Origin of the sequence: Henriciella algicola, assembly GCF_003576245.1 — a bacterium.
GTDB lineage: Bacteria > Pseudomonadota > Alphaproteobacteria > Caulobacterales > Hyphomonadaceae > Henriciella > Henriciella algicola.
This window is the reverse complement of sequence record NZ_QWGA01000003.1, coordinates 1,427,674-1,440,006: the sequence shown is the minus strand read 5'-3', so window position 1 is coordinate 1,440,006 and position 12,333 is coordinate 1,427,674. Positions and strand designations below refer to the sequence as shown.

The 12,333-nt window shown below is 59.9% G+C and carries 10 protein-coding genes; 9 read left to right on the top strand and 1 reads right to left on the bottom strand.

Annotated elements, in window-relative coordinates:
- The first annotated feature begins 17 nt into the window (after nt 1-17).
- Nucleotides 18-1,214, top strand: coding sequence for a methionine adenosyltransferase (metK, locus tag D1222_RS07600; protein ID WP_119453573.1), 1,197 nt, complete (start codon nt 18-20; stop codon nt 1,212-1,214).
- 1 nt (nt 1,215) lies between these two features.
- Here metK and D1222_RS07595 read toward each other — a convergent pair whose 3' ends face one another.
- Entirely contained in the window at nt 1,216-2,883 is a 1,668-nt protein-coding gene (locus tag D1222_RS07595) for a hypothetical protein (RefSeq protein WP_147371828.1), read from the bottom strand.
- On the opposite strand from D1222_RS07595, the gene trmB reads away from it, so the two are divergent.
- The 8 genes from trmB (at nt 2,847) to infB (ending at nt 12,313) form a co-directional block, all read left to right on the top strand.
- Nucleotides 2,847-3,551: a tRNA (guanosine(46)-N7)-methyltransferase TrmB gene (gene trmB, locus D1222_RS07590; protein WP_119453571.1), complete on the top strand. Its 705-nt coding sequence runs from the start codon at nt 2,847-2,849 to the stop codon at nt 3,549-3,551. The genes D1222_RS07595 and trmB overlap by 37 nt on opposite strands.
- 70 nt (nt 3,552-3,621) lie before the next feature.
- Nucleotides 3,622-4,815, top strand: coding sequence for an energy transducer TonB (locus tag D1222_RS07585; protein WP_119453570.1), 1,194 nt, complete (start codon nt 3,622-3,624; stop codon nt 4,813-4,815).
- Between the two features lie 199 nt (nt 4,816-5,014).
- Nucleotides 5,015-5,224 (top strand): cold-shock protein, encoded by a 210-nt coding sequence (locus tag D1222_RS07580; RefSeq protein ID WP_119379036.1) that lies wholly within the window; start codon nt 5,015-5,017, stop codon nt 5,222-5,224.
- A 123-nt stretch (nt 5,225-5,347) separates the two neighbouring features.
- The gene (locus D1222_RS07575; protein ID WP_119453569.1) at nt 5,348-6,523 is read left to right on the top strand and encodes an energy transducer TonB; all 1,176 of its coding nucleotides are present in this window, start codon (nt 5,348-5,350) and stop codon (nt 6,521-6,523) included.
- 124 nt (nt 6,524-6,647) lie between these two features.
- A complete protein-coding gene (gene rimP, locus D1222_RS07570) occupies nt 6,648-7,253 on the top strand; it encodes a ribosome maturation factor RimP (RefSeq protein WP_119453568.1) in 606 nt (201 codons plus the stop codon).
- On the top strand, nt 7,250-9,046 hold the full coding sequence (gene nusA, locus D1222_RS07565; RefSeq protein WP_119453567.1) for a transcription termination factor NusA: 1,797 nt from the start codon (nt 7,250-7,252) through the stop codon (nt 9,044-9,046). Before rimP ends, nusA begins: the two co-directional genes overlap by 4 nt.
- Complete coding sequence (locus D1222_RS07560) at nt 9,027-9,701, top strand: RNA-binding protein (RefSeq protein ID WP_119453566.1); 675 nt, start codon at nt 9,027-9,029, stop codon at nt 9,699-9,701. The genes nusA and D1222_RS07560 overlap by 20 nt, the downstream gene beginning before the upstream one ends.
- 53 nt (nt 9,702-9,754) lie before the next feature.
- Nucleotides 9,755-12,313, top strand: a complete 2,559-nt coding sequence (gene infB / locus D1222_RS07555) for a translation initiation factor IF-2 (RefSeq protein ID WP_119453565.1) — start codon at nt 9,755-9,757, stop codon at nt 12,311-12,313.
- Nucleotides 12,314-12,333 lie beyond the last annotated feature (20 nt).

Sequence of the window (12,333 nt, the reverse complement as noted above, 5' to 3'; positions counted from 1 at the left end):
AAAGCCGGAATAGAATTTTGACCGATCCAGTATTTCTTTTTACCAGCGAGAGCGTCTCTGAGGGCCACCCTGACAAGGTTTGTGACCGCGTTTCTGACGAGGTCGTTGATCTCTATTTCCGCGAAGCCATCAAGGCAGGCTACGACACGTCGCGCGTCCGCGTCGCTTGCGAAACTGCGGCGACCACGAACCAGATCGCACTCCTTGGTGAGATGCGCGGGCCGGACACGATCACGCCAGACATGATCGAGGATGTTGTTCGCGCCGCCGTGAAGGAGATCGGCTATGAGCAGGACGGCTTTCACTGGAAGAATCTGAAGCTCAACAACTGGCTTCACGGCCAGTCCGAAGACATTGCCGCCGGCGTCGATGAAGGCACCGGCACATACACTGAAGAAGGTGCTGGCGACCAGGGCATCATGTTCGGCTATGCGAGCGATGAGACCGATGAGCTGATGCCAGCGCCGATCTCCTATTCGCACCGCATCCTGAAGCGGATGGCTGACCTCCGCCACTCAGGCGAGCGCCCAGAATTCGAACCTGACGCCAAGAGCCAGGTCACCATGCTGTATAGCAATGGCAAGCCTGTCGGTGTCGATGCCGTCGTGGTCTCGACCCAGCACCAGGATGGCCTGTCGGCCGCTGATGTGCGCGAGCTTGTCCGCCCGGTGGTTGCGGAGATCCTTCCAGACGGCTGGTTCCCGGATGAGGACAAGTTCTATGTGAACCCGACCGGCAAGTTCGTCATCGGTGGTCCGGACGGCGACGCAGGCCTCACCGGCCGCAAGATCATCGTCGACACCTATGGCGGCTCGGCTCCGCATGGTGGCGGCGCCTTCTCCGGTAAGGACCCGACGAAAGTTGACCGCTCGGCTGCCTATGCCGCGCGCTACCTTGCCAAGAATGTCGTGGCCGCTGGCCTCGCCCAGCGCTGCACGCTGCAGCTTTCCTACGCGATCGGCGTGGCGCGTCCGCTCTCCATCAACGTCAATCTTCACGACACGGCGAACACTGATGAGCGCAAGCTTGAAAAGCGCCTGATGGAAGTGATGGACCTGTCGCCGCGCGGCATCCGCACGGCGCTCGGCCTCAACAAGCCGATCTTCGCGCGCACGGCAGCTTATGGTCACTTTGGCCGCAAGCCGGATGCCGATGGCGGTTTCTCATGGGAAAAGACCGATCTGGTCGACCAGCTGAAAGATCTGGTGGGCTAGTCTAGGCTGGGCCTGCTGACGATGAACGCGTCAGCGGGCACATGACCCAACGGGTCGTGTCGGTGTCGAAGCTTGTCTTCAACGGTAGGCAAGTGCTCTCATCTGCCTCGACGGGGTATTCACCGGCCAGCCGCGCAAGCGTCTGGCCGGCTGTGTTTTTGTCGGTCACCCCTCTACTGCGGTGCTGCTCATTCTCGACGCCGGTATCCTGAACACAGATGACGGCGAAAAGCTCGGTACTCTCGCTATCGATGCGTTCAGAGATCAAGGGACGATAATTTTTCAGAAATGGCGCAGACCATGGCTGCGCTGCGCCGTGCCCAATCCACGCAGCATCATCAAACGCGGTCGCCGTGAAAGCGGTCGGAAAAGGCCCTGCCATGATGATGCCGGCCTCCGCGGCCTCAAAGCCCGCTGGCAATTCAATGGTCAGGTATGGCTCACTCGGTCTTTCCCACGGTGCGCGGCGGACCGATTCTGGCCCGAGGGTGGCGATCATCAATAGCGCCATCCCGTAGAGAAATGGGCGCGCTGACACGCTGAGTGATGTCTCGAACGGCCCGATTTTCCAGGCAAGAACGAGCATGAGCGGCCCGAGCAGGAAAGCGCCGGTCGCATAGCGCATGATCGAGAACTGGAGCACCCAGACCACTGTGAAAGCGAGACATGCCAGCGCCAGGGCAATCACCTGGCGGGGCACGGTCACGCGGCTGCGCATCTGTGCGAGGCTGATCCCCAGAATTGCGACCGCGCCGAGATAGAAAGCGGCGAGCCGCAGGTCGCGTCCAGTGTCTTCATTGATAAGCGCGAGGTCGAAGGCACCCATGACTGGTCTCACCAGCGCCTCCAGAACACCGTCCGGAAGATAGCGAACATCACGCGAGACGCCCTCTGCTGGCCCGAGAGGGGCGCCGAAGAGGTCATTCAGCATCGGAAAGACTGGATTGCCGAACTCTGTGTAGAGCTTCGCCATCCACCAGCCCCCGCCGAGAACAATTCCCGCGAGGCCGCCTGAGGCCGCGATCGCGACAGCAGCTGCGCGAGGTCGCAGCCCGGGCCACGCGGCCAATACGAATACGGCGAGACCCGGGATATAGACGACATTGGTAAGCTTTACGCCCGCGGCGAGACCTACGATCAAAGCGGCTGCGAACAGACGCGTGAGCGATACCGTTTGCCTCTCCTCATCGATCAGTAGAAGCAACGCTCCGCAGAATGCGATGGCCCCGTACATGTCGTTCCGCAGGGACGCCATCGTCGCCAGCATCGGCACGCACAGGAAGCCCACAAACGCGCAGAAAAGGGCGACTTGGCTCGCGTCGCGAACGTCGCACAACCTCAGGAGCTTTCGCGCCAGGGAATACAGAACAGGCACCGCAGTCGCCTGAAGCGCGCCGAGGATCGCGTTCACCGCTGGGCCGGGCAGTAGTTCGATCAGCCACCAGACCGCAACATTGAAGACCGGATTGAGAAAGCTGTGCATCTCGGCCGGGGAGAGATCCTGCTCAAGCCTGCCATTGAGGGCCGACCAGCCATTGTGAAGATGATAATGGGCGACATCAAAACTTGCATCTCGCGGCAGGACCGCAGAGATCAGCGCGAACACGACTATCCAGGCGAGCCACGGACCCCATGCCCGAACAAGATCGCGATCCGAAACTGAATTCACCCATCCGCTCCTTTGGCCGAAAGGGCGGCCGCCCCTTGTCGGGCAGACAGCAGAGTTTGGTTGATAATCTCTTGCCCCGCCTGCGCCTTCCGGGTGAGGCGAGCGCCCTGCAGACGCCCTTGAACCTCTTCAATGCAGAGGTCAGCCAGCTTTGGCTCGAGATCGGTTTTGGCGGCGGCGAACATGTGAGCTCACAGGCCAAAGCGAACCCGGATGCCGGCATCATGGCAAGTGAGGTCTTCATCGAGGGCATCGCCAAGTGCCTGACCGACATCAACGAGATGGCGCTTCGCAATGTGCGCCTCTGGGATGAGGATGCCCGTGACCTGGTCGACTTGCTGCCGAATGCCTGCCTCGACCGCGTCTTCATCCTGTTTCCTGACCCATGGCCCAAGAAGCGCCACCAGAAGCGGCGCATCATCCAGCCGGATTTCCTGAAAGCACTCACACGGGTCATGAAGCCGGGCGCGCGTCTCCGGTTTGCGACCGATGTGCGCTCCTATGCCGATGAGGCGCTCACCATTTTCATGGCGGAAGATCGCTTCAGCTGGCTCGCCGAGGCCGCAGATGATTGGCGCAAGCCACCAGCGGATCACTTCCGCACGCGGTACCAAACGAAAAATCTGGGCGATATCGCACCCGTTTTCTATGAGTTTGAGCGTAAATAGACCCAGCTTCAGGTTGATCTCTGCCCGGTCCGCCGTAGGGTGATCCCCGATCAAGAGGGGAAGGGCCGGGATGCTGAGAACGATCGCCATATCTGTAGTGACTGTTGCAGGCGCACTGTCTGCTGCGGGCCAGGCAAACGACGTCAATGATGTCATATCCGCCTATAATGACGCTGCAGCCACAGGTTCCGCGGCGGAGCGCTCGGCGGCAGCGCGGGCACTCGGCGCAGCGGCCATGGCCAATCCTGACCGGGATGATGCCGGGCTACTCGCCTATGAGGCAGGTCAGTCACTCTGCGTCTATGATGCCTGTGATGGCACGCCGCAGCTCGCCGCCTTTGCCGCAACTGCAGACATTCCGGCAAATGCAGTCCCGCCGGCTCATATCGCAATACTTGGCGCCTATGCCGACTGGAAAGCCAGCCCCGGTGGCCAGAGCCGAGACGCGCTTGACGCGGCCCTGCAGGCAGGCGTGGACAGCGGTGTTTCCCTGCTGACGCTGACGGCCTATCAGGCGCGATACCTCCATGACTTTGAGCGTTCGGACTATCGCGAGGCCGAAATCAATGCCCGGCAGGCGGCTGAACATTTCGCGCCATTCAAGGACATGATCGGCAAAAACTGGAGCGATGCAGCCATTGCCGGCATCATTGCAGGTTTCAATCGCAATCCGGATACGCAGGACGTTGTGGAGATGGCTGAGCATCGTGTCGCGCTCGCCAAACTATCCTCCGAGATGAGCGAGACACCGGACTGGCTCGATCGCCACCGTCATCTCGCCCACGCTTGGCAGCTTGCCATGCATGCCTACTACCGGTCCGGCGGCGGTCGGCGCCAGACAGGAAGCCGCCTGCAGGGGCCCGACCCTGAGGAGCTGGAAACGGTTGTGAACTCCATACTTCGAAAGATGCGAGATTATCCGAAGATCAGAACGCGCGTCGTCTCTGCCGAAGAGTATAATGCGCGAGAAGGGAAGCTGCCTTTCTGCTCTGGCGAGTTCGATATGACGCCACAGCTGCGCTACCCCATGCGCGCGAGCCAACGCGGCATGTACGGTGCCGTCCTCGCCAGGATCAATGTGAAGGACTTGCAGGTTTCCGACGTCGAAATTCTCGCTGCGGTGCCTCACTCGACGTTCGAAGACCGGGCTCGTGAAACGATCATGAAATGGCGCTGGGAGGTGAGCTCGGGCACCCCGGGGGAAACCTGCCGCACCGATCACAGCAACATCTTCATACCGCTCGTCTTTGCCATGGAATCCTAGTCGCGCAGCTGTGATGCAAAGCTGATTGCGAAGAACGAGGTTTTCAGGCATAAGGAAGACATCGAATATACGGTCGGTCTGAATTCATAAGACCCCGTCGGACCGACGGCCTTTCTTCACTTCCCCCGTTTTTTCGAGAACCTTCGTGACCACCCGCACGGTGTGGGTCCGGCACGGGGAGAAGACTGGAGTAGCCATTATGGCAACCGGAAAAGTTAAGTGGTTCAACGACCAGAAGGGCTATGGATTCATCAAGCCTGACGCTGGTGGTGCGGACATCTTCGTTCATATCTCGGCAGTCGAGAAGTCCGGCATGCGTACGCTCGCCGAAGACGCTCCGATTGAGTATGAACTCCACACCGACGAGCGCCGCGGCAAGACCTCGGCCGTTGACCTGAAGCTTCTCTAGCTCACAGGCCAATAAGAAATACAGCGGCGGCTTCTTCGGAAGCCGCCGTTTTTTTGTCTCTACAGGCTTGAAACTTCGAACCCCTTCGGCAAGACCAGATATCTGGGGTTGAAGGACAAATTCATGCGGAAATTTATAGTATCGGCGCTCGCGGTATTCGGGGCGCTATGCGCACCGGCTGTGGCTAAAATTTCGGACGAAACGGTCGCGCGCTACAACGCTGCTGTGCAGGCCAATGACGTTCCTTCCCTACTTACAGCAGCCGAAGCCCTCGCCGGTGAGGCTGTCGCCTCTCCAGACGATCGGGACGCTGCACTTCTGGCGTTCGAGGCGGCTTGGGCGCTGTGCCGGAATGGCGAATGTGAGGCAGCTATTCCTGCGGCGGAGTTTGCTCTCGGACTGCCTGCGAATGCCGGAGAACACCCAACGCGCGAAGATCGGCGGCTGCTGTTGGCGTACGCCGAGTGGACAGTTGAAAAGAATTCAGACACGCGCACTGCCCTTGATGCTGAGCTATCTGATCGTGTCGAGAGTTTTCCTACGCTGCTTACCGTGTCGGCATTTCACAATCGCTACATAAACGATCTGAGCGAAGGCCGGGCCAGGATGGCGCAGAAGACGGCGGCCGCTGCAGCAACACATATGGGACAGGCCAAAGATCAGGTCGGACAACTTTGGTCAGGCGCAGAGCTCGCGGTCCACACCACGCATTTCAACGAAAAGCAGTCACCGGACGCACTCATCGGGATTGCTGAATTGTATGCGGAACTCAAGCTAATGTTTCACGTCGCTCCATCGCCTGCTCCTGAGTGGCTGCGAAACCGATATTACGAGACGAATGCCTGGTGGACAGCGATGCACGCTTACTTTCGCTCAGAGGACACGTCGAGCTGGGCCCGCCGCCGCGCTCAAAAGATTGTCGATGACGCCATAACTGACGACAACCACACCCACGTGGAAGGCGATACCACCCACGCCGAAGACCGAATTCGCAGGTGTCCCGGAAACCTCAATCGACCGCCTAGCCCGAAGTATCCCCAAGCTGCACTCAACGAAGGGTATGTCGGCGCCGTGATCGTTGCGTTCGATGTGAACGAAGAGGGCAGGATCGATGCCCGTATCGCAGCGTCGGTACCCTCAGATAAATTCGATGAGGCTGTGCTTGAATCGATGGAACGGCTGAAATGGAATTGGGAGGAACCAGGCCCTGGTGCGCCTCCCTGCCGCAAGGAAGTTAAAAACGTAATCCAGCCCTTCGAATTCGCTTTTGCGGCTTCCTACGATGTACTGCCGAACTGAGCGCTGACGCCTCCTATAGACAAACAGCGCTTCGGCCATTATTCTAATGGCCAAGTCGAAAAATATCGGCGGCGGGTCCGGCAACGGGTCCGCCGCTTTCTTTTGTCCCGGAGACAGTTGAACCGTGATCGCGCTTTCGCAGCAGGAAAAGACCATTCTGAGCCTCATCGAGCCTGTGGCCGATGGCATTGGCATGGAGATCGTGCGCGTGCGCCTCATGGGCGGCAAGCGTCCGATCCTTCAGATCATGACCGAGAAGGCTGGCGGCGCGCCGACCAATGTCGAAGATTGCGCCGACCTTTCGCATGCTATTTCTCCGGTGCTTGAAGCCGCTGACCCTGTGTCAGACCCGTACCGGCTCGAAGTGTCGACGCCGGGCATTGACCGCCCACTGACCCGCAAGGGCGATTTTGGCCGCTGGACCGGACACCTCGCCAAGGTTGAGCTTGCCATGCCGATAAGCGGCCGCCGCCGCTTTCAGGGCATTATCACGCGCGAAGATGACCGCGGTGTCGCCATCGAACTCGACGATGAGAGCGAACTGGTCGCGCAGGTCGATGAGATGTCGAAGGCGAGCCTGGTGCTTACCGATGAGCTGATCGATGCGGCGAAGAAGGCAGGTGGCCTGCCGCCGCAGCCAGACGATGAAGATTTTTCCGGCCTCGATGTCGATGACAGCGAGGACGAGGACAATGAAGACAATAAAGAAGAAAGTGGAGCTAACAGATGAGTACAGTCGGCGTTTCAGCCAACCGGCTCGAAATTCTTCAGATTGCTAAAGCCGTCGCGGAAGAGAAATCCATCGACCGCAGCATCGTCATTGGCGCGATGCAGGAAGCGATCGAGAAGGCCGCGAAGTCCCGCTATGGCCAGGAGCACGACATCCGTGCCGTCATCGACGCGGACACCGGTGAGCAGACCCTCTGGCGCGTCCAGACCGTCGTCGCTGACGACGAAGTCGAGGACCCGGCCCAGCAGCTTGCACTGACCGAAGCTAAGAAGATCGATGCCAGCTACGAAGTCGGCACCGAGATCAAGGAAGAGCTTCCGCCATTCGACTTTGGCCGCGTTGCTGCACAGACCGCCAAGCAGGTCATCATGCAGAAGGTACGCGATGCCGAGCGTGAGCGTCAGTATGACGAGTACAAGGACCGTGTCGGCGAGATCATCAACGGCATCGTCAAGCGCGTCGAGTATGGCCACGTCATCGTGGACCTTGGCCGCGCCGAAGGCATCATCCGCCGCAATGACGGTATCCCACGTGAGAACTTCCAGCCGAACGACCGCGTTCGTGCCTATCTTTACAAGGTCAGCCGCGAGACCAAGGGCCCGCAGATCTTCCTGTCGCGCGCTCACCCTGACTTCATGGTCAAGCTGTTCGCCCAGGAAGTGCCGGAAGTGTATGACGGCGTCATCGAGATCCGCGCTTGCGCCCGTGACGCAGGTTCGCGCGCCAAGATCGGCGTGATCTCCAATGACAGCTCGATCGATCCGGTCGGCGCCTGTGTCGGTATGCGCGGTGCACGCGTCCAGGCCGTCGTTGGTGAGCTGTCGGGCGAGAAGATCGACATTATTCCCTGGAACTATGACGCCGCGACATTCATCGTGAACGCACTGCAGCCGGCCGAAGTGTCGAAAGTGGTTCTGGACGAGGATGAGCAGCGCGTCGAAGTCGTCGTTGCTGACGATCAGTTCCCGCTCGCCATTGGCCGCCGCGGCCAGAACGTCCGTCTCGCGTCGCAGCTGACCGGCTGGCAGATCGACCTCGTCACCGAGACCGCCGATTCCGAGCGCTACCAGAAAGACTTCCAGGCACGTACCGAGCTCTTCATGAAAGCGCTCGACGCTGATGAGACGCTGGCACAGCTGCTGGCCTCTGAAGGCTTCGAGAGCGTTGAGGAAATCGCCTACGTCGCACCTGAAGACTTTATCTCCATCGACGGCTTCGACCTTGAAGTCGCCAACGAGATCCAGGAACGCGCCCGCGAATACCTCGAGAACCTCGCAGCCGAGCAGGACGCTCGCCGCAAGGAGCTTGGCGTCGAAGACAGCGTCATGGAGCTTGAAGGCATGACCGTCGCTTTCGCCGTGAAGTTCGGTGAGAACGAAGTTGCGACGCTTGAGGATATCGCTGGCCTGGTGCCGGACGACATTACGGGCTGGCGTGAGCCGGGCCCGGATGGCAAGCCGGTCTTCAAGGAAGGCATCCTGAAGAAGGGCGAAATGCGCAAGGATGAGGCCCAGATCTTCATCATGCGAGCCCGTGTGGCCGCAGGCTGGGTCGAGCCGGAAGCGCTTGAGCAGCTGGAAGCCGACATGGCTGCCGAAGCTGAAGGCGAAATGGCTGACCTGTCTGAAGAAGAGCGCGCTCTGCTCGCTCTCGGCGACATCGGCAAGGGCGGCAATGAGGCAGACGAAGAGCTCGCTGAAGAAGAGCTGATCTTCGACCTCGACGCACTCGCTGCCGAAGAGGCTGGCGACGATACAGCAGAGGACGGCGACGATGCCGACTCCAAGGAATGATCGCCGCCAACGCCTGAAGGCGTCCGACAATCAGGAAACCGGCACTGACGGCCCCGTCCGTCAGTGCGCGGTGACCCGCGAGTCCTGGACGCAGGACTGCATGATCCGCTTTGTCCGCTCTCCGGACGGGATTGCTGTGCCTGACGTGGCCGGCAAGCTGCCCGGGCGCGGTGCATGGGTGAAGGCAGATCGCGAGACTGTCGATGCCGCAGTGAAGCAGGGCGTTTTCGCCCGTGCCTTCAAGCAAAAAACGACCGCTGAAGCTGGCCTTTCCGACCTTGTCGAACGTCAATTGCTGCAGAGATGCCTTAATTATCTCGGCATGTCGCGCAAGGCAGGTGAGGTGGTCATTGGATTCGACCAGGTTCGTGCCTATCTAAGGAACGAAGCGCCCGGAATCCTCCTGGAAGCCAGCGATGGCAGCGAAGATGGCCGCAACAAGGTTCATTTTCTCGCCAAGGCCATATATGAAACGCCACAGACAGCAGGTGCTCTCACTTCTGCTGAATTGGGCATGGCCTTTGGCAGGCCGCATGTGATACACGCGCTGCTTCAGCAGGGGGCGCTGTGCGAAGCCTTCAAGGACGCATATTGGCGTCTGACGGGATTTCGCCCGGCACCGGAGCGAGACTGGTTTTCTGGTCTTAAACGGTAAGATGATTACGGCAGGGCGTTCCTGCCGGTAAATACGCAGGTATATGGAGTCGCATGAGCGATACGAACGACAAAGGCAATAATAGTGGACGCAAGCCCCTGACGGTGTCCCGCGGATCAAGCGGCACGGTCAAGCAGAGCTTTAGTCATGGCCGTTCCAAACAGGTCATCGTCCAGACGAAGAAGCGGCGGGTCGTCGGCCCCGGCGCCGGTCAATCCGGTAGCGGGGGCGGCGCGAATGCGCCTGCTTCAAAGCCTTCGTCCCAGTCTGGCAGCAAACAGCCTTCGAAACTGGCTGAAGCCGCCAAGAAGCTTGGCATTACCGAACAAGAACTGATTGCGCGCCAGAAGGTCCTGCTGCAGCGCCGGGAAGCCGAGCAGAAGCAGAAGGCCGAGAAAGAGCGCCAGGAAGCTGCCCGCGAGCGCCTTCTGTCTGAGCAGGAACGCAAGGTCCAGGAAGACAAGGAACGCGTCGAAGCCGAAGCCCGTCGCAAGGCCGAGGAAGAAGAGCGCAAGGCCCGCGAAGAAGCCGAAGCCCGCAAGAAAAAGGCTGACGCCAAACCACGCGGCGCTCAGGGTGGTGCAGCTGCACCATCGCCTGACATGCCGATGCCAGAGCCTGCTCAGGGCCGCAACAAGAAAGCCCGCAAGGGTGGCAGCGACCGTGACTTTGGTGACGATGGCAATTCACGCAATCGTGGCGGCGGCGGCAATAACAAGCGTCGCAAGGGCAAGCTGACTATTGCCAGCGCGCTCGGCGATGATGGTGACCGTCAGCGTTCCCTCGCATCCGTGAAACGCGCCCGTGAGCGCGAACGTGAGCGTCGTCAGGGCGGTGATCAGCAGGAGAAAGTCTCCCGCGAAGTTACCCTGCCAGAAACGATCACGCTGCAGGATCTCGCCCAGCGCATGAATGAGCGCGTCGCTGACGTGGTCAAATACATGATGCGCCAGGGCGAAATGATGCGCGCCAATGATATTATTGATGCCGACACCGCCGAACTGATTGCCGAGGAATTTGGCCACACCGTGAAACGTGTTGCTGAATCCGACGTCGAAATTGGCCTTGGCGACGACAAGGACGATCCGAAGGATCTGAAGCCACGTGCGCCGGTCGTCACCATTATGGGCCACGTCGACCACGGCAAGACGTCCCTGCTCGATGCCCTCCGCTCGACCGATGTGGTCGCAGGCGAAGCTGGCGGCATTACGCAGCATATCGGCGCCTATCAGGTTCAACTGGCGTCAGAGGACAAGATTACCTTCCTCGACACGCCGGGCCACGCAGCTTTCTCGGCCATGCGGGCACGCGGTGCGAACGTCACCGATATCGTGATCCTCGTGGTTGCCGCAGACGATGGCGTGATGCCTCAGACGATCGAGGCGATCAAACACGCCAAGGCTGCTGAAGTGCCGATCATTGTTGCGGTCAACAAATGCGACAAGCCGGACGCCAATCCGGACAAGGTCCTGACCGAGCTGCTCCAGCACGACATCCAGGTTGAAGCGATGGGCGGTGACGTCCAGGCGATCAAGGTGTCGGCGCTTGCGAAGACCGGCCTTGATGAGCTGACCGAAGCCATCACGCTGCAGGCCGAACTCCTCGAACTGCAGGCCAATCCAGACCGCCAGGCAGACGGCATTGTTGTGGAATCCCAGCTCGACAAGGGCCGCGGCCCGGTCGCAACCGTGCTGATCAATCGTGGTACGCTGAAGCGCGGCGAGATCGTCGTGGCAGGCAAGCAGTGGGGCAAGGTTCGCGCGCTCGTGAACGAGCGCAACCAGCAGCTCAAGGATGCAGGCCCGGGTGTTCCGGTCGAAATCCTCGGCCTCGACGGTGCGCCAGAGCCAGGCGACATGTTCAATGTCGTCGACAGCGAAGCGCGTGCCCGCGAAGTCACCGAATACCGCCAACGTGCAGAACGCCAGAAGCAGGGCGTGGCCTCCGGCCGTGCATCGCTTGAGTCGCTCATGAACTCGATGAACGCTGCGGAGGTTTCCGAACTCCCAATCGTCGTCAAAGGCGACGTTCAGGGTTCTGTCGAAGCGATCCGCCATTCTCTCGAAGGTTTGTCGACCGAAGAAGTTCGCGCAAATGTCGTTTACGGTGCCGCAGGTGGCATCTCCGAAAGCGATATCCTGCTCGCGAAATCATCCGGCGCGCCGGTCTTTGCGTTCAACGTGCGTGCGAACAAGCAGGCCCGTGAGCTCGCTGAGAAGGAAGACGTGGAGATCCGCTACTATTCGGTGATCTACAACCTGATCGACGATGTGAAAGACACGCTGTCAGGCATGCTCGCCCCGGAGAAGCGCGAAACCTTCATCGGCTATGCCGACATTCTGGAAGTCTTCAACATCACCAAGGTCGGCAAGGTTGCTGGCTGTAAGGTGTCCGAAGGCACGGTTAAGCGCGGTTGCGGCGTCCGCCTGCTGCGCGACGATGTCGTGATCCACGAAGGCAAGCTGAAGACGCTGAAGCGCTTCAAGGACGAAGTCGCAGAAGTTACTTCCGGCATGGAGTGCGGCATGGCCTTCGAGAAATACGAAGACATTCGCGAAGGCGACAAGATCGAGTGTTTCGAAGTGGAAATGATCGAGCGCCGCCTCGACTAGGCCCACTGCCTCACATTGAT